This window comes from Colwellia sp. 6M3 (genome assembly GCF_014077595.1).
Lineage (GTDB): Bacteria > Pseudomonadota > Gammaproteobacteria > Enterobacterales > Alteromonadaceae > Cognaticolwellia.
This window is the reverse complement of sequence record NZ_JACGWF010000039.1, coordinates 13,054-37,925: the sequence shown is the minus strand read 5'-3', so window position 1 is coordinate 37,925 and position 24,872 is coordinate 13,054. Positions and strand designations below refer to the sequence as shown.

Sequence of the window (24,872 nt, the reverse complement as noted above, 5' to 3'; positions counted from 1 at the left end):
TGCTTGATCTTACCGCTGGCGGTTCGAGTTAATGAGTACTGATAGTTAAAAAAGTCAGTTCAGGAATGAGCGAACAAAGGTTAATTATTAATGTAAAAGAATATTACTGCTGACACAAATTTCAAACAGGCAAATAACATAATATTCCACACTAAAAACCTGTATATGAAAATAGTAAAATTACACGATACATGAGTAGCAGAATTGCTGATTTAAGACACTTTTAAAAAGTATGGTAGCTACGGTCGGACTCGAACCGACATGCTGTTAGGCGGGGCATTTTGAATGCCCTATGTATACCAATTCCATCACGTAGCCATTTTGGAGACTTATCTAGCCACTTAGAGCGACTATTTGCAAAACCTAAATAAGGTTTTAAAAAGTAACTTTAAAAATTATTTTTTAAAACAATATTTTTAACTTATTGCCATAGATAACTTATTCGAACCTATACAACACTATACAACAAGATTTAAATAACCAAAAACATGCTAACTAATTGATTTAACTTGCAAATACAGTTTACACAAAGTGTATTTTGAATCCCCCATGTATACCAATTTCATCACGCTGGCATTCTTTTTCTATAACTTTCTTTAGCATGTCTACATCGTAAACATCCTGAAGAGGCAGGCATTATACGAAAAATAACTCCTTTGGCAATAGTTTTTCTTTTATTATCGCCTGAGTGCTGTTTATTTGTTCATGATGCAATAATCTAAGTAGAGGCCAGTTGTTTATCCAGCCAAACTCTTGCGTCAAATGCATTATCAAAAAAGGCATGATTAAAACCAGCCGCTCGATATATTTTAGAAAATAAGTTTTCTGTTAATAGCGATGTTGTGCAATAACCTAGGTTTAAAGCTACAGCTTTTGTATTACTCTTACGAATGAAATTCAGATGATACTCTAAGCCCTCTTCTACAGTTATAGCCTCGCCTTTAAGTGTTAATAATACACCATAATTACGCTGATCAACTTGTTTGACTGCCCATATCAACTGCTTGTGTAAATAAGCTAGGTACTGAATATTCCAAGGGCCTTGTGCTTCAATCAAGATAAGGTTGTCCTCGATTGTTAACTCCAATGAGCTATTGTTTTCATATAAAGTCATCATTAAGCACCTTGTTTTTGCTCGCACTTAATAACTCATATCCGCTAGCTAAAATTGGATGAAAATTAAATATTATGCTCACTTACTTATACTTTTATATGCCTTTTGTTAGACTAGCGCAAATTTTTCTATTGATATGGCTATGTCATTAACTTCTAGTTCACATTTTCCTCGGGCAGGTTTTCGTCGCCGTTTGGCTTCATGGCTTTATGACGCATTAATCGCAGTTGCTGTTTATATGACAGCAGGCGCAGCTTCATTTTTAATTATTTCACTTATGGTTCATTTTGGAGTTTTTGACTTGCAAGGTTATCAGCACTTAAGCGACACCATAAGAAACACTCCGTGGTTACTCTGGCCAAATGAGCTTTGGAAACTGGGCTGGGTTTCATTATTTTTCATATGGTTTTGGTCTAAAAGCGGGCAAACTCTAGGAATGAAAGCTTGGCGATTAAAAGTTCAAAACCAAGATGGTAGTTTAATAACTAAAACAACGGCATTAAAACGTTTATTCCCAACATTATTTGGCTTGGGTAATTTTACTGTTTTAGTTGATAGAAAGCATAAATTGAGCCTGCAAGATAGACTTACGAATACTGAAGTGGTGTTGTTAACCCTTGAAGCCAATCGTGGCAGGCTTTAATAATTTGTCATTAAGAGGTTGTTTAACATCAAGAGGAATAGGCACAATATTCATCTTGATGTTTAAGTATATAGTTACCTAACTTTGCTAACTTGCCCGCCTATTCATTAAATAAAGAGCAACACTGACAAAAATAATGCTGGGCATAAAAGCACCAAAAATAGCGGGCAGCTGATACACTAAACTCAGCGAGCCAAGCACTTCATTAACAATAAAGAATAAAATTCCTGTTGCCACACCCATCATAATTCTTGCTCCCATCGAGACCGAACGTAATGGGCCAAAGATAAATGATAACGCCACCAACAACATTACCGCTAAGGTGATAGGTTGTGCTATTTTACGCCAAAATGCGAGCAAATACCGACTCTTATCTTGTTTGTTGGCATCAAGATAATCTAAATAATCACTTAACCCTCTCAGTGATAAAGATTCTGGTTTTACCGTTACCACGCCTAATTTGTCTGGTGTTAAGGTTGAACTCCAAGACATTACGTCTTGGCTCTCTTTAGTAATTTCTTTTGCGCTGATTTTAGTTTCAATCACATCGCGTAATTGCCAGGCATTTTTTTGATAAACAGCACTACTCGCCGATACCCAACTTGACAGCTTAAGTTGTTCATTAAATCGGTAGATTTGAACATCTTTTAAAGAACCTTGATCTTGTACTTCACCAATATGGACAAAATAGTCGCCATCTTTGGCCCAAGTTCCAGCTGTTGATGAGATCAAACTACCGCCTGAAATTGCCTGAGCACGCACTTGACGTGCAGCGGCTTCACCTTGAGGTGCTAGCCATTCGCCAACCGCCATGCTAACTACAATCAACAACAAGGCTGATTTCATTACTGATTTAATAATATCAAGACGAGATAGTCCTGCCGCCTGCATAACAATCAATTCGCTGCTACTTGCCATCATACCCATGCCGATTAAACCGCCAATTAAAGCTGACATAGGGAAAAATAACGACACATCTTGCGGAACAGCATAAAGAACGTAAAGTGCAGCATGAGCTAAATCGTAATTGCCTTTACCCACTGACTTCATTTGTTCAACAAATTTAATGATGCCACTTAAACTGACAAATACAGCTAAGGTGAGAAAGGTAGTTGAGGCAATAATACGACCTATGTACATATCTAAAATACGCATTAAGAAGCCCCTTTATTGTTGACTAGTTTTGCTTTAAATTTACGTCCACTAGCGCGACCTTTAACCAGTAAACTAAAACCTAATATCAGCACCACAAAATGCACGGGCCATAACCCTATATATTGCGCAACAGAGCCTTTTTCTATGCCTGAACGAACTGCCGTTAACAGTAAGAAGTAACTTAAAAAAAGTAAGAGCGCAGGTAGCATTTTACCAAATTTACCTTGGCGTGGATTAACTACACTTAACGGTACCGCGACCAAAGTCATGATAATACAAGCCAATGGAAAGGCAATTCGCCACTGGCTTTCAGCGCTCGCTTCAGACGTAGTTTCTTGGTATAGATCATCAGTAGGTATTGCACTTAATTTACGGCGTTTATGCTCAACTTTCTGATCTTGAATTTGAATATAGTATTTATCAAAAGTAACTTGTCGAAACTCTTTATTTTTAATATCGTTTTGATATCGCGTGCCTGCAGAGAGTATCAAGCGTTGTAAACCTGTTTCTTCTTCAACCACTTGTCCTGTAGCCGCATAAACGAGGCTTGAGTCAATAACACTTGAGTTTGGCGTATCTTCATCAGGAAGTTGAGCAACAAATACTTTTTCAAAGGTATTGTCATCTCTATTTTTATCATGGATAAAAACCACCGCTTTTTTATTACCTGTAGCTTGAAATCGCCCAGCAATAAGCGAGCTTAACCCCGAGTCAGCTGCAATTTGATCTTTAACTTGATATTCATACTCAGCAGCCATGGGTGACAAGTACAGCGTAAATATGCCCGTAACTATGGCAGTTACAAAACCCAATATTAGCGTCACACGCACCACATACCATTCACTGACACCACAAGCATGCAGTACTGTCATTTCGTTATCAGCGTAAATCCGACCATAAGCCAATAAAACGCCGAGAAAAAAGCTCAGCGGTAAAATCATGCCAGCCAAATCGGGGATTTTCAGACCAATAAAGGTCATCACTAAATGACCTGGAATACCCCCTTCCGAGGCGTCATCAAGTACGCGCACAAATTTATTGCTGATAAATATTGTCATGATGACAAGAAATACAGCAAGCTGAGTTTTGGCAACTTCTTTGAGTAAATAACGAAATATAATCACAAAGTGATCCTATAAAAACTTTCTATAAAACATAGTTTTTTTCTGACATACAGCCATTTTTTGCGTAAACTTGTTATTTTTAGCATTAAGTTAAATATAAGCTTATCAGGTAATGCTGCGCAATCCGGCTATAATTATAGCCTTTAGCAGAATACAATTAAAAGCAAGCTTAGCGATTATTTACTGTTTTTAGCAAGCTTATTAGTATATTTTCTATAATTTATACGCATTTGAGTCAAATTAGGAGACATCATGGAGTTCAGTGTAAAGAGTGGCAGTCCAGAAAAACAACGTAGCGCGTGTATTGTCGTCGGTGTTTTTGAACCACGTCGTTTGTCGGCTATCGCTGAACAACTAGATGAAATCAGTGAAGGTTATATCAGTAACTTGCTTCGTCGTGGCGATCTTGAAGGAAAGTCGGGGCAAATGCTGTTATTGCATCATGTACCCAATATTCTTAGTGAACGCGTATTATTAGTAGGTTGTGGTAAAGAGCGTGAGTTAGACGAACGTCAATATCGTCAAATTATCAGTAAAACTATTAGTACTCTAAATGAAACCGGCTCAATGGAAGCGGTATGCTTTTTATCTGAATTACACGTAAAAGGCCGCGATACTTACTGGAAAGTACGTCAAGCGATCGAAGCAACACAAGATTGCCTTTACAGCTTTAACAGTTTAAAAACTCGTAAAGAAGAGCCTCGTCGTCCTTTACGTAAAATCGTATTTAATGTACCAACGCGCCGTGAATTACCGATTGGCGAACGCGCAATTAACCATGCATTAGCGATTGCTGAAGGTATAACGACCTGTAAAAACGTCGCTAACATGCCGCCAAACATTTGTAATCCAGCATATTTAGCTGAACAAGCGCAAATTTTGGGTACCGATTACGACAATGTTACTACGCAAATAGTTGGCGAAAAAGAAATGGAAGAACTCGGCATGGGTTCATATTTAGCCGTAGGCCGAGGTTCTGTTAATGAATCACTGATGAGCATTATTAAATATAATGGTGCTGGCGATGATTCAAAACCACTGGTATTAGTCGGTAAAGGGTTAACCTTTGACAGTGGCGGTATTTCATTAAAACCAGGCGCAGGCATGGATGAAATGAAATATGACATGGGTGGTGCCGCAGGTGTTTTAGGTGCTATGCATGCCCTTGCAGAACTACAATTACCGATCAATGTTATTGGCGTTTTAGCGGGCTGTGAAAACATGCCAAGCAGCAATGCATATCGTCCTGGTGACATATTAACCACGATGTCTGGTCAAACTGTTGAAGTATTAAATACTGATGCTGAAGGCCGTTTGGTATTGTGTGATGCATTAACCTATGTTGAACGCTTTGACCCTGAACTTGTTATTGATGTTGCCACCTTAACCGGCGCTTGTGTTGTTGCTTTAGGTGCACACGCTACCGGCTTATTAAGTAGCCATAATCCGCTGGCACATGAGTTATTAAATGCTTCAGAGCAAAGTGGCGATAGAGCATGGCGTATGCCTTTATGGGACGACTATCAAGATCAACTTGAAAGCCCGTTTGCTGACTTCACCAATTTAGGTGGAAAAGAAGCAGGCACTATAACCGCAGCATGTTTCTTATCGCGTTTTACCAAAAAATATCATTGGGCGCATTTAGATATTGCCGGTACAGCATGGCGCAGTGGTAAAAATAAAGGTTCTACAGGTCGCCCGGTAAGCATGTTAACGCAATTTTTATTAAATCGCGCTGGCGCTGAGCAAGGCGAATAATTCTCTGTGAATTTATGCGCGGAATAATGTCATGCTAACCCAAGCAATGTTCTACAGTATAGAAGAAAAAAGTACAGTCACAGGTGTAACTGATGCACAGTTGCACCTGCACTATGCCTGTTTGCAAGCGGCTCACTTTTACCGACAAAATCAACGGGTATTTATTTATACTCAAGATCAACAAAGCGCGCATGATATTGACGAAATGTTATGGGCTTTTGATCCTGACAGCTTTGTACCACACAATTTAATTGGTGAAGGTCCAAAGCAAGGTGCTGCTGTCGAAATAAGTTGGCAACCACCCAAGAACCGCCGAGCGGTTTTAATTAATTTAACTAGCGAGGTACCCAACTTCGCTAACCAATTTTCGCATCTAATAGATTTTGTGCCTGCCGATGACACCTTAAAAGAACAAGCTCGAAACCGTTTTCGAACTTGTCGACAATGGGGTTTTAATGTAGCTCACCAAGTTGCAAGCGCACCACAAACTATTGATACAAGCAGTTAAAAATTTCTGACGGAAACTCTGATGGATAAAACATTTACCCCCTCTGACATTGAACAATCCCTTTATAAAAGTTGGGAAGAACAAGGTTACTTTAGCCCAACTGGTGAAGGTGACAGCTACAGTATTGCTATTCCACCGCCTAACGTAACGGGTAGCTTGCATATGGGTCATGCTTTTCAGCAGACTATTATGGACACACTAATTCGCTACCAACGTATGCAAGGTAAAAACACCTTATGGCAAACGGGTTGTGATCACGCAGGTATTGCAACTCAAATGGTCGTTGAGCGTAAAATTGCTGCAGAAGAAGATAAAACTCGTCATGACTATGGTCGTGAAGGTTTTATAGACAAAATTTGGCAGTGGAAAGAAGAGTCAGGCGGCACTATCGGCAAACAAATGCGTCGTTTAGGTAATTCAATTGATTGGAGCCGAGAGCGCTTTACCATGGATGACGGTATGTCTGAAGCGGTACAAGAAGTTTTTGTTCGCTTATTTGAAGACGACTTGATTTACCGTGGTAAACGCTTAGTAAATTGGGACCCTAAATTTCATACCGCTATTTCTGATTTAGAAGTAGAAAACAAAGACAAAAAAGGTCATATGTGGCATTTGCGTTATCCGTTAGCCAACGGAGCGAAAACCGCAGATGGTCTTGACTACTTAGTCGTTGCCACCACTCGTCCTGAAACAGTATTAGGTGACACGGGTGTTGCGGTAAATCCTGAAGATCCTCGATATAAAGATTTAATCGGCAAACAAGTATTATTGCCTTTGGTTAATCGCTTAATTCCTATTGTTGGTGATGAACATGCCGATATGGAAAAAGGTACAGGTTGTGTGAAAATAACCCCTGCTCATGACTTTAACGATAATGAAGTAGGTAAGCGTCACCAATTACCACAAATCAATATCTTTGATAAAGACGCTGCCGTATTAGCCACCGCTGAAGTTTATGATACTAAAGGTGAAGTGTGCGATGCATACAGCACTGAATTACCAGCAGAGTTTGCTGGTATGGACCGATTTGTTGCTCGTAAGGCTATTGTTGCTAAATTCGACGAATTAGGTTTATTAGTCGAAGTAAAAGAGCATGACTTAGTCGCGCCATATGGCGATCGCTCTGGTGTTATTATCGAGCCATTATTGACTGACCAATGGTATGTACGTGTTGAAAAATTAGCAGGGCCTGCAGTTGATGCAGTGAAAGACGGTCAAATTGAGTTTGTACCTAAGCAATACGAAAACATGTATTTTGCTTGGATGAATAACATTCAAGATTGGTGTATTTCACGTCAACTTTGGTGGGGACACAGAATTCCAGCTTGGTATGACGAAAATGGTAAAGTTTATGTTGGTCGAACTGAAGCTGAAGTTCGCGCTAACAACACCATTGCCGATGATATGAAGTTAAAACAAGACGATGACGTGCTTGATACTTGGTTTTCATCAGCACTTTGGACCTTCTCTACATTGGGCTGGCCAAAAAATACTGACGACTTAAAAACTTTTCATCCGACGGATGTCTTGGTAACCGGTTTTGACATTATTTTCTTCTGGGTTGCTCGTATGATCATGATGACCATGCATTTCAACAAAGACGAGAATGGCAAATCACAAATACCATTTAAAAAAGTCTACATGACCGGCCTTATTCGCGATGAAAATGGCGATAAAATGAGTAAATCAAAAGGTAATGTTGTTGATCCTCTCGATATGATTGACGGTATTTCTCTTGAAGACTTATTACAAAAGCGCACCGGTAATATGATGCAGCCTAAGTTGGCCGCTAAAATTGAAAAGCTGACCAGAAAAGAGTATCCAAACGGCATTGAAGCACATGGTACTGATGCTTTGCGTTTTACTTTAACGTCAGTTGCAACGACCGGACGTGATATCAGCTGGGACATGAAACGTCTTGAAGGTTACCGTAACTTTACCAATAAATTATGGAATGCCAGCCGTTATGTAATGATGAATACAGAAGAGTTTGACTGTGGTCGAACGTCATCAAGCCAACCGGCAGGAGAAATGACTTTTTCATTAGCCGATCGCTGGATTATGGGTCAGTTTCAACAAACCGTAAAAACTGTACATGAGGCGTTTGACGCTTATCGCTTTGATCTTGCCTCACAAGCTTTATACGAATTTACCTGGAATCAATTCTGTGACTGGTATTTAGAGTTAACTAAACCGGTATTATTTAAAGGCGATGAAGCACAACAGCGTGGAACACGTCATACCCTAGTTACTGTTTTAGAAGCATTGTTGCGTTTAATGCACCCAATTATGCCGTTTATCACTGAAACAATTTGGCAACGTGTAGTGCCTTTGACTAACTTTGAGAAAACTGGCGATAGCATTATGATTCAAAGCTTTCCGCAATTTGATGAAAGCCAATGTGATCAAACCGCTATAGACGATTTAGAGTGGGTTAAACAACTTATTGTTGCTATTCGTAACATTCGCGGCGAAATGGATATTGCCCCAAGTAAGCCATTACCTGTGCTTTTGAAAAACGTTAGCGCTGATGATCAACGTCGCTTAACTGAAAACGAGCAATTTATTAGTGCCTTAGCTAAACTCGAAAGTATTACTGTACTGGCCAGCGATGATAATGGCCCAGCTTCAGCAACTGCTGTGGTTGGCAATTTATCTCTATTAATACCAATGGCTGGATTAATAGATAAAGATGCTGAGTTAGCGCGTTTAGATAAAGCCATTGATAAGTTATCAAAAGATGCTGACCGTGTTCGAGGCAAGCTAAATAACGAAAGTTTTGTTGGCAAAGCACCTGAAGCAGTCATTAATAAAGAAAAGGCAAAATTAGCTGAAGCAGAATCTACTATAGCTAAAATGGTTGACCAGAAAGCCCAAATTGCTGAAATGTAATTAGTTAATTCAAAATAAACTTTAAAAGCCAGCATCTTAGCTGGCTTTTTTTATTATAAAAAAGTCTATCAATCTTAGTATTTTTTAGAGATTCCTAAATTCTATTGTGTTAATATGACTTCGCGTTGAGTTTTTGCGTTTCGGGATAAGGAGAGATCTTGTGGTCAACAGACCTATGATCAGCCTAGACGCTTTAATATGTGTTACTGGAAACCTTTCTTTGCCTTCTTTTAGGTAAAGAGCATTTACTCCGCATATGGCCATTTTGGCTAAACTTTAATTTTTGATCTGCGAGAAATGTTAGTATGTCTGATACAGTAACTGGTAAAGTAAAATTTTTTAACGAATCTAAAGGATTCGGTTTCATCGAGCAAGAAAACGGCGCTGACGTTTTTGTTCACTTTAGTGCAATCTCTGGTGACGGTTTCCGTACTTTGACTGATGGTCAAGCGGTAACTTTCAGCGTAAAACAAGGCCAAAAAGGTCCTGAAGCTGAAAACGTAGTTGCAGCTTAATCTGAAGTGCAAAACTTTCTTTAGTTAATACTAAAGATAAATAAAAAACGAAACATATGTTTCGTTTTTTTGTTTCTGGCTCTTGGTAAAATATAAGTGAGCTTAAAGTATCTAGGTTATTAAGTGATATGTGGCTCGATTAAATCAAGCATCACGTCAATATGTGCGTCCTGATCATTTAAAGCAGCGATATAATGATATTGCTCACCGCCAGCTTTAATAAATATATCTTTGTTCTCGTGTACTAACTCTTCTAACGTTTCTAAGCAGTCAGCACTAAATGCTGGGCTAATAATAGCAATATGCTTATTACCTTCTTCAGCAAGATTTTCTAAAGTTTCGTCAGTATAAGGTTTAAGCCATTCAGCTTTGCCAAAACGAGACTGAAAAGTCATTACATAATCTTCTTTATTCAAACCTAATTCTTCAACCACTAAGCGAGTAGTTTTATGGCTAAAGCAATAATAAGGATCACCCTGCTCTAGAAAGTACTTTGGCATACCATGATAAGAAAAAACTAACTTATCAGGTTTACCGTGTACTTCAATGTGCTTAGTAATACTCTGTGCTAAGGCTTTAATATAAAGCGGATTATCATGGTAACTACTCTGAAAGTGAATACTAGGTATCCAACGCCAAGTTTTAATTTTATTAAATACGGCATCAAAAGTAGCCCCTGTTGTGGGACCCGCATACTGTGGGTATAACGGTAATACGATAATATTATCCACACCACTTGCTTGAAAGCGCTCCAAAGCACTCCCTATAGATGGGTTGCCATAACGCATAGCAACATCAACGATGACTTTATCGCCATACTTTTCAGTAAGAATATGCTCAACCTTGGCTTTTTGCTGCTGACTGATCACTAATAATGGTGAACCTTGCTCTGTCCAAATGCTTTCATACAACTTAGCTGACTTTTTTGGACGCACTCGGAGAATAATGCCATGCAAAATAACCAACCAGACCAAGCGAGGAATTTCTACCACTCGCGGATCAGATAAAAACTCACGTAAATAACGTCTGAGCGCTCCGGTTGTCGGACTATCTGGTGTTCCTAAATTCGTTAAAAGCACACCTGATTTTGAGGTGCAATCATGAATTTTTTTACTTTGCCCTGCGTATCTTGACATGAATGTTCTCTATAAAATTTCGTTGATAGCGTTGGTGAATTCTGCTGAATCAGGTTTAACACGACTATTAAAGTGCTTAACCGTTTTCCCATCTGCGCTCACTAGGTACTTATAAAAGTTCCACTTAGGTGCTGTAGTTTTATCCGCTAATGTTTTAAATATGGGGTGTGCTTCACTGCCATAAACATGCACAGGCGATAACATAGTAAAAGTTACGCCATAATTAACAAAACATATCTCAGCAGTATCTTTTTCGTTATCTTCTTCTTGAAAAAAGTCATTTGAAGGAAAACCAATAACCACTAAGCCTTGGCTTTTATATTCTTTATGTATGCTTTCAAGTGTTTTAAATTGTGGAGCAAAACCACAATGACTCGCCGTATTAACAATTAGTATTGCCTTACCAGCGGTTAATTGGCATAAATCTAGTTTCTCTTTGGCATGTAACTTTTTCTCACTATGCTTCATAAACGCTAAACAAGAAGGTGTTGATTCGACATACTCGGATTGAGTCTGACCAACATCATTTTGGGCTTTAACTGCAAATGAGGTTAAAGCAATAAGGGTAATCAATGTAAGGTTTCTCATAGGTTTCCTTTTTTGCGCTGTTGCTACTAACATATTATCGTAATTGCTCAAGCAAAGGAATTGTCCATAACTTTGATAATGTGTTGGATAATGCATTGTTAATACAATTATTTGTTTATACGAATGAAGTAACTGTTTTGATCACATAAGGTAAATTATCAGCCCAAAATAAGAAAGCTTACGGAATATCTGTTACTAGCCTTTATTGAGCGATATAGTATCATAAGCAATGTTTACATCGACTAACATAAATATCTAGCTGGTGTTATTCCCCTTTTATTAAAATCTATTAAATCGTTAAGTGAAGCAGTTTGCAAAACCTAAACATCGAAAATAAAATTACACCATCAATGAGTAAAAACTTGTTAAGCGCCAAAAGCTTAACCTGTATTCGTGAAGAGCGTGTATTATTCGAAGCGCTTAACATCAGTATTTCACCTGGCGATATATTGCAAATTGAAGGGCCAAATGGCGCAGGAAAAACCAGTTTACTGCGTATTCTTGCTGGCCTTTCTCAACCCTACGATGGTGGCGTTTATTTTCAAGATAAAAACATTACACAACAGCGCGAGTTATTTCATCAAGATTTACTGTATTTAGGGCACTTACCTGGCGTTAAAGATGAGATGACAGCTCAAGAAAATCTTGAGTTTAATCTTGCGCTGCATGGCTTAGATAGCACAACAGCTGAAAGCACATTAGCTAAAGTTAATTTATTAGGTTTTGAAGATGCATTAGCCTCTCATTTAAGTGCAGGACAGCACCGACGTATTGCTTTGTCACGGTTGTGGCAGAGCCAAGCTAAAATTTGGATTTTGGATGAACCTTTTACGGCAATTGACAAGTTAGGCGTAGAGCAATTAGAACAGCTGTTTGTTGAACATGCCAATAACGGCGGTTGTGTAATACTCACTACACATCAAGATCTCTCATTGCCTGCCGAGCGAGTGAAGAAAGTCTCTTTAGCTTACCGAATTTACTAGAGTAATTATTCATGACACAACTTTCTTATCGTGCTGCCTTTGCTTTAATAGTAAAAAGAGACTTAATGATCGCATTTCGTCACCGCGACGATATTATCAATCCATTGCTTTTCTTTGTTATCGTCGTCACACTTTTTCCATTAGGGGTTGGCCCTGAAAGCACCATGTTATCGCGTATTGCACCCGGTATAATTTGGGTCGCTGCCTTACTATCAACTCTACTTTCATTAGATAGGTTGTTTAAGTCTGACTATGCTGATGGCTCACTTGAACAAATGTTGTTAAGCCCACACCCAATATTTATTCTAGTACTGGCCAAAATTGTCGCGCATTGGTTACTGACAGGCTTACCCTTAATACTTATCGCGCCATTATTAGCCGTATTATTACATTTGCAGGAAAGTAGCTACGGTGCATTAATGTTGACATTATTATTAGGTACGCCGGTATTAAGCTTATTAGGCGCGATTGGCGTTGCCTTAACAGTCGGCATAAAAAAAGGTGGTGTATTGCTAAGCCTGCTAGTATTGCCACTTTACATTCCGGTACTTATTTTCGCCACAAGCGCAATTGATACTGCAGGAATGAACTTACCTTATAACGGACAACTTGCTATAATCGCGGCAATATTTTTTGCCTCGTTAACCTTGGCCCCCTTTGCTGTAAGTGCAGCGCTTAAAGTGAGTACAAATTAATATGATGTGGAAATGGCTGCACCCTTATGCAAACCCTGAGATTAGCTATCATTTTACCGGTAAATTACTACCTTGGTGCGCACGTTTAGCTTTTGTTTTCTTATCAATAGGTATTACTTGGGCCTTACTTTTCGCCCCTGCCGATTATCAACAAGGTGATACCTTTCGAATTTTCTATTTGCATGTTCCTGCAGCAATGTTATCGATGGGGATATACCTAGGCATGGCCATTGCGGCTTTATCAAGTTTAGTTTGGCAATTGAAATTAGCAGACGCTTCAGCTGCAGCGATGGCGCCCATTGGTGCTACCTTTACTTTTATCGCGTTGGTTACAGGTTCAGCATGGGGAAAACCTATGTGGGGTACTTGGTGGATTTGGGATGCCAGGTTAACATCAGAACTGATATTATTATTTTTATACTTAGGCGTTATGGCTTTACACAACGCCTTTGACGACAAAGCTTTAGCAGGAAAAGCCGCGGGTATTCTGGCTTTAGTTGGGGTAATTAACTTACCTATTATTAAGTATTCTGTTGAGTGGTGGAACACATTACATCAAGGCGCTACGGTAAGTAAATTAGGCCAACCATCGATGACTGCAGATATGTTTTGGCCATTTTTAGTGTGCTTTATCGGGTTTTCGTTTTTAGTAACAACGTTAATATGCCTTCGATTTCGTACCGAGGTATTGAACCGAAATAGTATGCGACCTTGGGTACGTAACCTGGTGACTTCAGAGGATAAATCAAATGCAGTTTGATAGTATCAGTGCTTTTCTAGATATGGGCGGATATGGCTTTTATGTTTGGTTATCTTATGGCGTCAGTATATTTGCTTTAGCAGTGTTAGTTTTTTCTAGTATGAATAGCCATAAAAAAATTAAACAACAAATAGTGCAACGCATCAAGCGAGAAGCGAAATTACGCCAAGCCGCCGAGCGACAAAAAGCACAAATCAAAGACAGTAATATTAATACTCAAGAGGTAACATCATGAATCCCCGTCGTAAGAAACGATTAACCATAGTAACGTCATTAGTCATAGGTTTAGGTGTAGTGGCAGGTTTAGTCTTGTATGCATTGAGTCAAAATATTGATTTATTCTATAAGCCTTCTGAAATATATAATGGCAAAGAAGACACAGGTCTAAAAGCCATTAATGGTCAACGATTACGTATTGGTGGTTTAGTTGTTCCAGGTAGTGTCCATCGCGATAGCGAAAGCTTGCATGTAAGCTTTAAGCTAACCGACATGAGAATGCCTATTAGCTTCTCTGAAGCAGATCCAACGGTCACGGTTACTTACGATGGCATATTGCCTGACTTATTTCGTGAGGGCCAAGGGATTGTAGCGAACGGGGTATTAGTTGATGGTAGTATCATTAAAGCGAGTGAGGTATTAGCTAAGCACGATGAGAACTACATGCCTAAAGAGCTAGCTGACGATATGGGTAAAAAACACGAAAAACCAAAATATTAGTGCTATTTACGCCTACTGAATCGTTTCAATGATTCGTTACCGTAATAAATAAAAACGCAAAGTGTTAACACTTTGCGTTTTTTTATGAATCGGGATCAATACCGTTTTTAATTTTTTCGATTCGCTCTTGATGTCTATGATGTGCTTTAAGCGCTGCTACTGAGAATGCACCAACGATAGCGACAATCGGAATTAATAACGCTAATGTTTCAGGTCTTAACAAAGTATTTAACCAATCCATCGGATAACCTTTTATTTTTAATGACTGTTAATTCAAGCAAAAGTCGAAGGCACACACTCATTAGCCTTAATCTGCTCATTAACCTTAATCGATATACTTACTCTTCGAAGTATGTGCCCCAACCGTCATAATCGACTTTACATTGCTTTGCTAGCTCGTACATTTTTTGGGTTTCATCAAAAATAATATCAAAATCTAAAGCTTGTTCGGTAATGATATCAAAAGCAAAAACCTTCTCACCTGTTTCAAGCTCAGCTTCTTCTGGCTCTTCAATTTCAAAACCACTTTTAAATGCAGTAATCGCCGCCTTTTCAAGCACATCAAAATCAACACTAGAAAAGTGATGCTCTATCGTATGATGTACTTCTTCGTTAGTTCCGTCTTCTACTAACGCTGCAATGAGTTCTTCGGTATGTAACTTCCATTCTTGTAGTTCTTCATCGATCATTATTTTGTCTCACTTTTTTGCTTATTTTGTGAATTTTTGTCTTTAACTTGTGGTAACTCATGACCAGTTTCGTCGCTTAATTGTGTTATTTTAACTAACATATCGTTACGTGTTTTATTGGTTATAGTGCGAATTTTTTCTTTATCTTCGCTAGATAAATAAACCGGAGGTAAAAATTCAACAATCATTTTACCGTTATCCCAACGATTCAAGTCGATGGTTTTATGGGTATTGCTCGCACATACTGGAATAATGGGGACTTCAGCTTTTGCTGCAGTACGAAATGCGCCCGTTTTAAAGGGTAATAAACCACGACCATAACTGCGCGTTCCTTCAGGAAATAGCCACACAGATAGCTTTTTTTCACGAATTTTATTTGCGGTCATATCAATAGTATTCATGGCTTTATTTTTATTTTTACGGTCAATTAAAATATTACCCGTTAGCCAATACATTTGTCCGAAAAAAGGGATCCATTTTAAACTTTTTTTACCAACACTCACGGTTCCGGGTTGTACAGCGTTACTAACAGTAAAAATATCATAGCTATTTTGATGATTACAAACATACACAACAGGGCCAAGGTTTTTGGTTGATTCAGGTATTCTTACCTCAACATCTAAGCCCAATATTTTTGCAACTTTGCCTAAATATTTAGCCGTATGATGAACATTATCGCGATGAAATGGCCGGATCAAACAAAATAAAATTGAACAAAGAGAGATGATAACTAAAGCCAAAGTCATCAATATGACACGTATAACAGCTAACAAAAGGCATTCCTAGAAAATTTATAAGGCGTGATTATACCTTGAATTGATAAAATAGCTAAAACTACTATGCATTCTATTTACCGAAATATTTAAAGTTAACATCTGACGCAAAAGCTAACGCTGATTAACTGATGTAACAGCCCTTAATTAGGTTATCGGGCAACTTGAATTTCTCGAAATTTTTTATACAATAGTTTTAAGTACTCATATTCAAACGCAGATCCAGAAGCATAGTATCGAAAAGGTAATCTTGCTCTAGCGTCGATACTGTTAATGAGCGAAAGGTAGAGTTCTTCTTCAGATTTCATACCTAATACATCTAAAGTTTGTTGATCAGCTAAAGCATCAAACGCTAGCCCTGTGGCATCACGCAGAGACGATGGTCCCAACAATGGTAAAACTAAATATGGGCCAGCTCCAACTCCCCAAAAGCCCAATGTTTGTCCAAAGTCTTCGTTTTGTTCAGCCAAGCCCATGGGTGTTGCTACATCAAGTAAACCGACCATACCTAAAGTTGAATTAATGAAAAAACGACCAAACGTTTCACCTGCTACTGAAAATTTAAGCTGTAAAACCGAGTTAACGAAGGTTGATATTTCACCTAAATTATTAAAAAAATTACTCAGCCCTGTTTCAACCACATCAGGTGTTATTTGTTTATAACTATCAACTATCGGTAATAAAACGTACTCATCGGCTTTAGCATTAAAATAATACATACGGCGATTAAAACCCTCCCATGGATCGTCATAGGCACTGAAAATACCCAGTTCTTGATGGTAATCAGGTAAAGGCACTATAGGTGCAACCGCTGAACTTTCCAATTCAGGCACAGAGGAACATGCAGTTAACATGATACAAGTCAGCAGAGATATACACTTAATACGTATAATAGAGTTTACTAGCATTAATTTATTCCTCCTTGAAAAGTTGTATCAAGATATTCAACAAAGCTTTGTCGCTCAAAGTTGCCACAATGTCCGCCTCGAGGAAAAATTTTAGCTCTGTCTCCAAAAATCGATTTTAGATAATCCACTTCACCAGCCTGTAAAATAATATCGTCTTGGTTGGTCACTAAGTAAATTTTATCTGATGTTTTTAAATAATCTTCAATCTCGTGCAAACTATAACGTTTGATCAAATCCGCTTTGGTTAAATTAGCATCTTCTCGTTGTGCTCTAGGTAACATAGCCCGAGTAAAGTAATCTCCAAAAGTAATGTCACTGGCGCGTTGCATTGAGTGAGTTATGCTCTCAAGCTTATCTACTGTATGGTTTTTATAGGTTATTGCACCAGTATTAAAACTAACGTCAATGGCGTATATCATGTCTGAGGAAGACATTCTAAATGATGCACCTATTAACAATTTCAATTCAGCTTCAGTTAACTCTGCATTTTTGAATAAACCGTATATTGAGCCTTGATCAAACTTTGAAGATCGTTGTGCTGAATATATAGTTGAAAATCGAGAAAATATTTCATCGAACATTGCCACAGCCGCATGACGGTTATTACGCAAATCAAAGTATTGGTCTAAAATGCTCACCGAATTGTATAAACTTACTGGCGGGTTAATTAACAACACTTTTTCAAAATTAAAGACTTGCTTCTCATCATCAAGTAACGCTAAAAAAGCCGAGTGTGCGCCGCCTAAACTGTAACCAGTAAGCGAAATTGATGATGCTTGCACTTCATCTTCGGCTTGAACCTGTGCCCAAACTAAACTCATTACCTCATAAAGATTTTCAGCGTCATGAGCTAAGTCTCCCGGCATGTACTTAGTATTAGGCGAGTTAACAATAAAATTAGCAAATGTCGGCGAAGATATTGAAATGACATGATAACCTTGTTGGAAAAAACTTTTTTGAAGGCTGACCATCTTAGCGCTGTCAAAACTTGCCCCTGTGCCAGCAATAATAAAAATAAGAGGGGCAGTGTCATCTTGCTTAACCAGTGAGTACTTCATTTGCTTGTTAAACCAAAAAATTTCAGAAATTTCATTTAACGGTTTAATCGTAATACGTTTATTAATTGTATCTAGTGATTCAGGTAAGTCTGCTGCAGGGGCTTGGCAATAACCTGTCACGGTTGCCTGGTAAGGGGAATAAGTTAAATCACAAACAGGTAGAGCAACTTCTTCTATGACTTCGTTTGCCTCTTTACTGGTGCATCCTGATAATATCAAGATGAATAAAATACTCAAAATTCGCACAAAATCGCCCTATTGCCATGTATTTAAAAGTTTAAGTATCCTCTAAAACTTCGAAAACACAGCGTTTTTGTGTGCTGTATTTAACGATTATAGCTCTGCTTTTGAGTACTTAAATAACATACGCCAACACTATTGAACGTAACGCACATCATTTGAATGGAGCTACTAAGTTAATAGCTTTTATATATTCTAACTTTTGAAAACAGAAAAGTATCTATCTTAGCGCAGTAATTTTCACAATAGGGGTTATTTTTTGTAATCATATCGGCTTAAATTTATCGCTTTATGTCAGTAAATAAACCGAGTAAACAATGTAAACAATGTAAACAATAAAAAAGCCAATTCAAATTAATGAATTGGCTCAAGTATAAATTCAGATTTAATTATTTAAGTTCAGTTAATTAAAAAAGCGATTCATCAATATCAAACAAAGCACTTTGTCCAGATTTAGCTGATGTGATCAACGACTGACAACGCGGCAGTAACCTCGAAAAATAGTAACGTGCGGTGCGGATCTTACTTTCATGGAAGTTTTTGTCATCCGTTGCAGCAAGCGATACTTCAGCCATTTTAGCCCAAACATACGCCATAGCGGTGTAACCAAAAACATGTAAATAGTCATTAGCGGCACAACCAAGCTCTTCTGGAGAGGCTTGTGCTGCCGTTAACAAGTGTTCTGTTAAGTTGGCAAGCTCATCTGTGGCAGACGCTAAAGGTTGAGTAAACTCTTGCATAGCTTCGCTGTTACATTGTGCAATGTAATCGCGTACTTCTTCAAGAAATACCAATACTAATTTACCTTTACTACCCGCAACTTTTCGCGCTAGTAAATCCATGGCTTGAATACCATTAGTGCCTTCGTAAATTTGTGAAATACGCGTATCACGCACTAATTGCTCTTGTCCCCATTCTCGAACGTAACCATGACCACCAAAAACTTGTTGGCCAGCTACGGTACTTTCAAAACCAAGATCGGTGAAAAAAGCTTTGGCTATAGGTGTCATTAAGGCTACCAGTTGGTCTGCTTTCGCTTGCGCTTCACCTGTACCGTATGTCGCAATATCTAATTGCATTGCCGTATAAGTAGATAATGCACGAGAACCTTCATTTAATGCTTTCATGTTAAGTAACATGCGACGCACATCGCCATGTACCAGTAATGAATCTGCTTGAGCATCTGGAGATTTGACGCCAGATAATGAGCGCCCTTGAATTCTATCTTTGGCATATTCTAAAGCATTTTGATAAGAGCGTTCAGCCGCGCCTAAACCTTGAATACCTACGCCGATACGTTCAAAATTCATCATAGTGAACATACAAGCTAAGCCTTTATTGAGCTCACCCACTAAATAGCCTTTAGCGCCATCAAAGTTCATTACACAAGTGGCCGAAGCATGAATGCCCATTTTATGTTCGATAGAACCACAACTGACGTTGTTTTGCTCACCTATTGTTTCATCATCATTTACATGAAACTTTGGTACTAAGAACAATGAAATTCCTCGCGGACCTTCAGGTGCATCAGGCAACTTTGCTAACACTAAATGAACAATATTTTCAGTGAGATCATGTTCGCCTGCGGTAATAAATATTTTTGTGCCTGACACTAAATAACTATCATCGGCTTGAGGTACTGCTTTTGTTCTTATCATGCCTAAATCGGTACCAGCATGTGCTTCAGTTAAACACATACTTGCTGACCAATCGCCAGCATACATACGCGTTAAATAGCGATTTTTTAATGCTTCACTACCATGTTTAGCCAACGACAATCCTGCGCCTGCGGTTAAGCCTGGATATAATGAGAACGAAATATCAGCCGAACACAGCATTTCTTCATGAAATGCGGTTATAACTTTAGGCATGCCCATGCCACCAAAGTCAGGGTCACCACCTAATGATGACCACCCGCCTTCTGCATAAGTTTTAAAAGCAGCTTTATAACCTGGTGCGGTAGTTACACTACCGGCATTAAAAGTTACCCCAGTTTCGTCGCCGTTACGTGATAATGGCGCGATTTCTTGTTCAGCAATTTTGGCACAACCTTGCAAAATAGCTTCAGCGGTATCTCGGTCTACCCGTTCAGCTAACGTTGGTAATGACTGCCATAATTTGTCAGCATTAAAGACGTCAAATAACAAAAAATTCATATCTTTCAAAGGCACTTGATAATCAGCCATTACATTCTCCGAACAGGTAATTTAAACAATTAATTAAAACACTTGTTTGAATATATATTAAACACAGTAAAAGTAAAGTAAAAACGAGAAATTAGCCTGCCAGTAAAAATTAACGTAAGCTCTATAAAAGTAAAGTAGAAGGGAAGGCTCGCGGTGAAATTTATTGGTGCTGTTGTTATTTTAATATTGAATTTTTCAGGTCAAGCTTGGGCCAAGCAACTCCAGTTCAATAAAGTAACGACCGATGACTTTGTAGAATTTAACTATCAGTGGCTAGACCATGCACAACAAACGCAATCGTTGAGCTTTGCTATTGATAAAGTCATGATATTTGACAAGTTTAGAAACTTTAAAAGTTATAGTGCTGGCCATGCAAAAAAATATGTAGATCAAAAAATTAGACAAAGCCTCATCAAGTCTCCTCTACCTGAGGTTAAAGTAAACTTTTTGGGTTACGCAGATAACTTACAAATTGAACTTCAAGGCAAAAGCCAAACCGCCATTGATCAGGCATATTCCGCTATCGCTCAACTTGAAAAAAACTTCATGTTGGAACATTTAGAACAAAATTATTACACACAATTTATTTCATTTGATAATAACGTAGCCATCAAACCCGATCATGTGCGTTTTGCTCAAGCATCTGTTATTGATTTCACCAAACTTAAAGACCTGATATTGAATAACTTCCCTGATCAAAACGTAAGAGAAGTAACTAATTACGTACTGGGTTTTGTGCAAAGCATTCCCTATTCAACCTTAGAGTCTAGAGTGACCTCTACAGGTGCAGGATTTAACCCCCCTTTACAAACGCTATGGCAAAACCAAGGTGACTGCGACAGTAAAGTGACTCTGACTACAGCTATTTTTAGAGCCTTAATGCCACGGATGAAAATGATGTTAGTTTTTATAGATAATCATGCTTTACTCGCCATGAATATAAAACCCGAGGCAAATGAGCTTACCATTACAGTTGATGGTGAAGACTACATATTAGCTGAACCAACCGGCCCAGCCATGATAAAGCTTGGTGAAATATCAAATGACTCTGAGTTTGCCATTAGAAATGGTCGCTACTATGCAGAGCCTTTTATCTAAATTTCCGCAACTAAGATGAACGCAGAACTTGCGATAAAATACTCTCTCGTAGTGCATTCAAGCTGATCGGTTTAGCAATATGTAAGTTCATGCCAGCAGCTAAACATTGCTGTTTATCTTCTTCACGTGCATGGGCTGTCATGGCAATAATGGGTAATTGACTATATTGCTGTTGAGCACGTATATGCTGAGTTGCCGTTAATCCGTCCATCACAGGCATTTGGATATCCATCAATACTATATCAAAAGTTGCTAGCGCTAGTTTGTCGAGGGCTTCTTGCCCGTTTTGCGCAATAACCACTTTAGCCTGCATTGACTCCAATAACTTAATCGCGACTAATTGATTAACAAGGTTATCTTCCACTAACAAAATGTTAAGTCCTGACAAGCTATCAACTATCGACTTAATACCTTCTGGTTTAGCGCTTTGCACAATCTGCTGTTTACTTGCTGTTATCTGCTCTAGGGCTTTTGCTAATTTCGTAATAACTTGTCGATACAATGGCATCTCAAGCAACAAATAATTAATATTAAGTCGAGTTAACTGCTCAAGCAATGCTGTTGATATAATACTGGCAGTAGGTTGGCATAGCGCGAGTACAGCTACGTTTTTTTGTATTATTGCTAAGTTGTCTTTTGTAAAACCTTGCGGATAATGGCTACTATCAACAAACAATATTTTAGCGGCTTCATCCATATTTTCGTTTAACGCATTAAGGTCTGAAACGTCGATAATTTTTTGTGAAATATCAGCAAAGTTTTCGCGTAATTTTTCCGGTACATTAACACCAAAGTTAATAACAACACTTGTCGAAAACTGAGGTGTAAACTTAGTTAAGCAGCGTTCAGAATAATCGCTATTACAACGGGTCACATTAGACTCATTTAAAGGCAGCGACAAAGTAAATTCAGCACCTTGCCCTTCGGCACTGTCAATGGAGATTTCACCGCCCAACAAATGCGCAATATGCTGGCAAATAGATAAACCGAGCCCAGTCCCACCATACACACGGGTCATAGACTCATCCGCTTGTTTAAATGCTTCAAATAGCCCAGCATGTTTTGATTTTTCTATGCCAATACCGGTATCTTTCAGTCGAAATAAAATCGCTACATTGTTAGCGTCGGTTTGTTCACTAATAACCGATGATAATGACACGCTCAGCACTACTTTGCCTTGCTCAGTGAACTTAATCGCATTATTCAGTAAATTACTCAGTACTTGCACCAAACGCATAGTGTCGGTATGAATATGTAATGGCACTTGGCTATCAATAGCAACATGTAAACTTAAATCTTTACCTGCAAGAGCGGCAATATTTAGGTTAATGGCTTGCGATACAATGTTCTCTAGTTCGATCAGTTCTTTATGTACTGACATATTACCTGATTCAACTTTGGCTGAATCGAGTAATTCATTGACTAAATAAAGCAAAGTTTCTGAAGCAGTTTGCGCATTACCTAAATACTGCTCTTGAACGGAGTTAAGGCTACTTTGCTGCAAAAGATAAAACATACCTTGAATAGCATTAATCGGCGTTCGTATTTCATGGCTCATATTTGCTAGGAATTGGCTTTTGATTTGGTTTGCTTCTTCCGCTTGAGTTTTAGCGCGTTGCAAGGCTTGGTTGATCTCAAATTGCTGACTAACATCACGTATTAGCACAATACTACCAAGTAATTCATTATGCTGCCCATAGAAGGGGGCATGATAAACTTCGTAAGTATGATACTCACTCGACACTGTTTGGTGATGAGAAATTGGAGAAGTACTTGTTTGGCTTTCTCCTAAACACTGTGCAACCTCTTCACTGATATCACTGGCAATAAAGTCATACATTTGCCCACCAATAATATCAGCTTCTTTTTGTAAAACTAATTTTTCAACAGCCTGATTACAACCAATGAGTAGGTCTTGTTGATCATGAAAAAGAATGTAATCTGGAATTGCATCCATTACCGAGCGAAGCAATGCATAATCTCGCTGGTGCTGCTCACTCTTATGATATAAAGCTTGAGTTTTTTCTTTTACGCGTAAATCTAACTCATTATTTTGATCTTTCATACGCTGCATTAAACTGCGGTTTTCACCAAATAGATCTTCTACAATTTTAAACCAGTGACGCCACTCTTCAGAAGGTTTTATTTTACCGGGATCACCTTCAGAGCAATGCTCAATATGACTGATGAATTTTTTTGATGGGGCAATAAATGAGCGATGTGTAAAATAATAAACAACAATAAATAAGCTAGAAAAACCTAAAAGCACCCCCACAAAAATAGTGATAAAACGTTGATTGATGGCTGAAAAGAAACTTTCTTTCTGTTGATATTCCAACAAAATCCAATCATTAACAGGGAGTTTTTTTCTTTGCACAACCCAATTATCGACAACAGTACTTTCTGGCATATTTAATAACGTTTGGTAGGTAAAATCGCTTAATTTCTCGGGGGCAGCATCACTAAAAGCGGTATGGGCATTTAGCGTTAAATTCGCATTGTTTTTGTGTAATAAAACGTGGCTATGTTTATCTACAATAATATAACCATGACCTTGCTCTGTTACTTGCGGTAAATAGTGATATAGACCCGCTGTATTAATATCAATCAGCAGCGCCCCTTTCATTTCATTATCTAAATAAACGCCTACACCCAATGCCGCATTTAAACCTTTGCCAGCAGTATCAACATAGGGTTGCGACCAAAATGTTTCATCTTTGAGTTTTGAAGCCTTTATTTTTAACATCAAATCATTAGTTAAGCTTTGGTCACTATATTGCCAAATATTTCTAGGTACCCAAGGGTATAAGTTAACAAAACGCCTAACTGAAATATAATATAACCAGTTCGCTGCTTTAATCGATTCTTGCGCGGTAACAAATGCAGGAGTTAATGCATTAGCCATAATCAACTCATCAATAAAAGATTGATTAAATACATCAATACGACCAACACCTGTGATGTTGCCACTCATAATACGGTTATTGGTCATTAAGTTTTGGCGGTTTTTATTTTGATAAAAATATTTCCCTTCTTGTTTCAGCAAGGGAGCTTTACTGGGTAATTCTTCTGGAAAGCGTAGGTAATATTGAGCTAAATCTCGAATACCATTTAGGGTTTCAACCGTACTGGTAAGTTTATTATTAAGCTGAGTACTGTATTTACTCATCTCAACTAATTTATCGCCAAGGTGTTCCTCACGAGCAATATAATAATTATAAATCGTGATAATGAACGTTAGCAGCATAATACCTGAAAAAACCACGACAACTGATTTATTATAACGTTGAAAAATTTGCTCTTTTGAGTTTTCTGCTAACACTGAGAAGCCT

The 24,872-nt window shown here is 38.3% G+C and carries 23 protein-coding genes and 1 tRNA gene; 11 read left to right on the top strand and 13 right to left on the bottom strand.

All coding sequences use genetic code 11. The annotated features are described in order from the left end of the window. Positions 1 to 233 precede the first annotated feature (233 nt). A tRNA-Leu gene (locus tag H4J50_RS10320) sits at positions 234 to 318 on the bottom strand. A gap of 400 nt (positions 319 to 718) precedes the next feature. Continuing rightward, positions 719 to 1,117 (bottom strand): hypothetical protein, encoded by a 399-nt coding sequence (locus tag H4J50_RS10315; protein WP_162533805.1) that lies wholly within the window; start codon positions 1,115 to 1,117, stop codon positions 719 to 721. Positions 1,118 to 1,256: 139 nt separating this feature from the next. Between H4J50_RS10315 and H4J50_RS10310 the strand changes: the two genes are divergently transcribed. Continuing rightward, positions 1,257 to 1,757, top strand: a complete 501-nt coding sequence (locus H4J50_RS10310; RefSeq protein ID WP_108457888.1) for an RDD family protein — start codon at positions 1,257 to 1,259, stop codon at positions 1,755 to 1,757. An 87-nt stretch (positions 1,758 to 1,844) separates the two neighbouring features. Here the strand turns inward: H4J50_RS10310 and lptG are convergent, their stop codons facing one another. Further along, positions 1,845 to 2,912, bottom strand: a complete 1,068-nt coding sequence (gene lptG, locus H4J50_RS10305) for an LPS export ABC transporter permease LptG (RefSeq protein WP_108457215.1) — start codon at positions 2,910 to 2,912, stop codon at positions 1,845 to 1,847. Continuing rightward, a complete protein-coding gene (gene lptF / locus H4J50_RS10300; RefSeq protein ID WP_182256192.1) occupies positions 2,912 to 4,036 on the bottom strand; it encodes an LPS export ABC transporter permease LptF in 1,125 nt (374 codons plus the stop codon). Before lptF ends, lptG begins: the two co-directional genes overlap by 1 nt. A gap of 252 nt (positions 4,037 to 4,288) precedes the next feature. On the opposite strand from lptF, the gene pepA reads away from it, so the two are divergent. From pepA to H4J50_RS10280, 4 genes are all read left to right on the top strand, one after another. Beyond that, on the top strand, positions 4,289 to 5,794 hold the full coding sequence (gene pepA, locus H4J50_RS10295; RefSeq protein WP_108457217.1) for a leucyl aminopeptidase: 1,506 nt from the start codon (positions 4,289 to 4,291) through the stop codon (positions 5,792 to 5,794). Positions 5,795 to 5,825: 31 nt separating this feature from the next. Beyond that, entirely contained in the window at positions 5,826 to 6,302 is a 477-nt protein-coding gene (locus tag H4J50_RS10290) for a DNA polymerase III subunit chi (RefSeq protein WP_108457218.1), read from the top strand. 21 nt (positions 6,303 to 6,323) lie between these two features. Then, positions 6,324 to 9,194, top strand: a complete 2,871-nt coding sequence (locus H4J50_RS10285) for a valine--tRNA ligase (protein WP_182256190.1) — start codon at positions 6,324 to 6,326, stop codon at positions 9,192 to 9,194. Positions 9,195 to 9,499: 305 nt separating this feature from the next. After that, a complete protein-coding gene (locus tag H4J50_RS10280; protein WP_108457220.1) occupies positions 9,500 to 9,709 on the top strand; it encodes a cold-shock protein in 210 nt (69 codons plus the stop codon). 119 nt (positions 9,710 to 9,828) lie between these two features. Here H4J50_RS10280 and hemH read toward each other — a convergent pair whose 3' ends face one another. Together hemH and H4J50_RS10270 are read right to left on the bottom strand one after the other, a co-directional pair. Beyond that, positions 9,829 to 10,845, bottom strand: coding sequence for a ferrochelatase (gene hemH / locus H4J50_RS10275; RefSeq protein WP_182256188.1), 1,017 nt, complete (start codon positions 10,843 to 10,845; stop codon positions 9,829 to 9,831). A gap of 9 nt (positions 10,846 to 10,854) precedes the next feature. After that, entirely contained in the window at positions 10,855 to 11,433 is a 579-nt protein-coding gene (locus H4J50_RS10270; protein WP_182256186.1) for a glutathione peroxidase, read from the bottom strand. A gap of 338 nt (positions 11,434 to 11,771) precedes the next feature. On the opposite strand from H4J50_RS10270, the gene ccmA reads away from it, so the two are divergent. The 5 genes from ccmA to ccmE are packed head-to-tail and all read left to right on the top strand — an operon-like array spanning position 11,772 to position 14,588. Further along, positions 11,772 to 12,416 (top strand): cytochrome c biogenesis heme-transporting ATPase CcmA, encoded by a 645-nt coding sequence (gene ccmA, locus H4J50_RS10265; protein ID WP_182256200.1) that lies wholly within the window; start codon positions 11,772 to 11,774, stop codon positions 12,414 to 12,416. 11 nt (positions 12,417 to 12,427) lie between these two features. Continuing rightward, the gene (gene ccmB / locus H4J50_RS10260; RefSeq protein ID WP_108457223.1) at positions 12,428 to 13,111 is read left to right on the top strand and encodes a heme exporter protein CcmB; all 684 of its coding nucleotides are present in this window, start codon (positions 12,428 to 12,430) and stop codon (positions 13,109 to 13,111) included. A gap of 4 nt (positions 13,112 to 13,115) precedes the next feature. Then, positions 13,116 to 13,871: a heme ABC transporter permease gene (locus H4J50_RS10255; RefSeq protein WP_182256198.1), complete on the top strand. Its 756-nt coding sequence runs from the start codon at positions 13,116 to 13,118 to the stop codon at positions 13,869 to 13,871. Beyond that, positions 13,861 to 14,106, top strand: a complete 246-nt coding sequence (ccmD, locus tag H4J50_RS10250; protein WP_182256184.1) for a heme exporter protein CcmD — start codon at positions 13,861 to 13,863, stop codon at positions 14,104 to 14,106. Before H4J50_RS10255 ends, ccmD begins: the two co-directional genes overlap by 11 nt. Continuing rightward, on the top strand, positions 14,103 to 14,588 hold the full coding sequence (gene ccmE, locus H4J50_RS10245) for a cytochrome c maturation protein CcmE (RefSeq protein WP_182256182.1): 486 nt from the start codon (positions 14,103 to 14,105) through the stop codon (positions 14,586 to 14,588). The genes ccmD and ccmE overlap by 4 nt, the downstream gene beginning before the upstream one ends. Before the next feature lie 82 nt (positions 14,589 to 14,670). Here the strand turns inward: ccmE and H4J50_RS10240 are convergent, their stop codons facing one another. From H4J50_RS10240 to H4J50_RS10215, 6 genes are all read right to left on the bottom strand, one after another. Then, positions 14,671 to 14,829, bottom strand: coding sequence for a hypothetical protein (locus H4J50_RS10240; protein ID WP_182256180.1), 159 nt, complete (start codon positions 14,827 to 14,829; stop codon positions 14,671 to 14,673). 97 nt (positions 14,830 to 14,926) lie between these two features. Next, positions 14,927 to 15,277 carry a ribonuclease E inhibitor RraB gene (gene rraB / locus H4J50_RS10235; RefSeq protein WP_108457226.1) on the bottom strand — a complete coding sequence of 117 codons (351 nt, stop codon included), beginning with the start codon at positions 15,275 to 15,277 and terminating at the stop codon, positions 14,927 to 14,929. Beyond that, positions 15,277 to 16,050 carry a 1-acylglycerol-3-phosphate O-acyltransferase gene (locus tag H4J50_RS10230; RefSeq protein WP_182256178.1) on the bottom strand — a complete coding sequence of 258 codons (774 nt, stop codon included), beginning with the start codon at positions 16,048 to 16,050 and terminating at the stop codon, positions 15,277 to 15,279. The genes rraB and H4J50_RS10230 overlap by 1 nt, the downstream gene beginning before the upstream one ends. 152 nt (positions 16,051 to 16,202) lie before the next feature. Beyond that, on the bottom strand, positions 16,203 to 16,958 hold the full coding sequence (locus H4J50_RS10225; protein WP_220466159.1) for a VacJ family lipoprotein: 756 nt from the start codon (positions 16,956 to 16,958) through the stop codon (positions 16,203 to 16,205). Continuing rightward, complete coding sequence (locus tag H4J50_RS10220; RefSeq protein ID WP_182256176.1) at positions 16,958 to 18,262, bottom strand: alpha/beta hydrolase; 1,305 nt, start codon at positions 18,260 to 18,262, stop codon at positions 16,958 to 16,960. Before H4J50_RS10220 ends, H4J50_RS10225 begins: the two co-directional genes overlap by 1 nt. A gap of 401 nt (positions 18,263 to 18,663) precedes the next feature. After that, positions 18,664 to 20,442 carry an acyl-CoA dehydrogenase C-terminal domain-containing protein gene (locus H4J50_RS10215; protein ID WP_182256174.1) on the bottom strand — a complete coding sequence of 593 codons (1,779 nt, stop codon included), beginning with the start codon at positions 20,440 to 20,442 and terminating at the stop codon, positions 18,664 to 18,666. A 153-nt stretch (positions 20,443 to 20,595) separates the two neighbouring features. Here H4J50_RS10215 and H4J50_RS10210 point away from each other — a divergent pair, with 153 nt between their 5' ends. After that, positions 20,596 to 21,540 (top strand): hypothetical protein, encoded by a 945-nt coding sequence (locus H4J50_RS10210; protein ID WP_182256172.1) that lies wholly within the window; start codon positions 20,596 to 20,598, stop codon positions 21,538 to 21,540. 10 nt (positions 21,541 to 21,550) lie between these two features. Here the strand turns inward: H4J50_RS10210 and H4J50_RS19860 are convergent, their stop codons facing one another. Continuing rightward, positions 21,551 to 24,862: a response regulator gene (locus H4J50_RS19860; protein ID WP_182256170.1), complete on the bottom strand. Its 3,312-nt coding sequence runs from the start codon at positions 24,860 to 24,862 to the stop codon at positions 21,551 to 21,553. Between the last annotated feature and the right edge of the window lie 10 nt (positions 24,863 to 24,872).

Excerpts from the sequence above, each read along its gene's own strand:
- H4J50_RS10315 (WP_162533805.1), bottom strand. The coding sequence starts at position 1,117 with ATGATGACTTTATATGAAAACAATAGCTCATTGGAGTTAACAATCGAG.
- H4J50_RS10310 (WP_108457888.1), top strand. The coding sequence starts at position 1,257 with ATGTCATTAACTTCTAGTTCACATTTTCCTCGGGCAGGTTTTCGTCGC.
- lptG (WP_108457215.1), bottom strand. The coding sequence starts at position 2,912 with ATGCGTATTTTAGATATGTACATAGGTCGTATTATTGCCTCAACTACC.
- pepA (WP_108457217.1), top strand. The coding sequence starts at position 4,289 with ATGGAGTTCAGTGTAAAGAGTGGCAGTCCAGAAAAACAACGTAGCGCG.
- H4J50_RS10290 (WP_108457218.1), top strand. The coding sequence starts at position 5,826 with ATGCTAACCCAAGCAATGTTCTACAGTATAGAAGAAAAAAGTACAGTC.
- H4J50_RS10285 (WP_182256190.1), top strand. The coding sequence starts at position 6,324 with ATGGATAAAACATTTACCCCCTCTGACATTGAACAATCCCTTTATAAA.
- H4J50_RS10280 (WP_108457220.1), top strand. The coding sequence starts at position 9,500 with ATGTCTGATACAGTAACTGGTAAAGTAAAATTTTTTAACGAATCTAAA.
- hemH (WP_182256188.1), bottom strand. The coding sequence starts at position 10,845 with ATGTCAAGATACGCAGGGCAAAGTAAAAAAATTCATGATTGCACCTCA.
- H4J50_RS10270 (WP_182256186.1), bottom strand. The coding sequence starts at position 11,433 with ATGAGAAACCTTACATTGATTACCCTTATTGCTTTAACCTCATTTGCA.
- ccmB (WP_108457223.1), top strand. The coding sequence starts at position 12,428 with ATGACACAACTTTCTTATCGTGCTGCCTTTGCTTTAATAGTAAAAAGA.
- H4J50_RS10255 (WP_182256198.1), top strand. The coding sequence starts at position 13,116 with ATGTGGAAATGGCTGCACCCTTATGCAAACCCTGAGATTAGCTATCAT.
- ccmD (WP_182256184.1), top strand. The coding sequence starts at position 13,861 with ATGCAGTTTGATAGTATCAGTGCTTTTCTAGATATGGGCGGATATGGC.
- ccmE (WP_182256182.1), top strand. The coding sequence starts at position 14,103 with ATGAATCCCCGTCGTAAGAAACGATTAACCATAGTAACGTCATTAGTC.
- H4J50_RS10240 (WP_182256180.1), bottom strand. The coding sequence starts at position 14,829 with ATGGATTGGTTAAATACTTTGTTAAGACCTGAAACATTAGCGTTATTA.
- rraB (WP_108457226.1), bottom strand. The coding sequence starts at position 15,277 with ATGATCGATGAAGAACTACAAGAATGGAAGTTACATACCGAAGAACTC.
- H4J50_RS10225 (WP_220466159.1), bottom strand. The coding sequence starts at position 16,958 with ATGCTAGTAAACTCTATTATACGTATTAAGTGTATATCTCTGCTGACT.
- H4J50_RS10215 (WP_182256174.1), bottom strand. The coding sequence starts at position 20,442 with ATGGCTGATTATCAAGTGCCTTTGAAAGATATGAATTTTTTGTTATTT.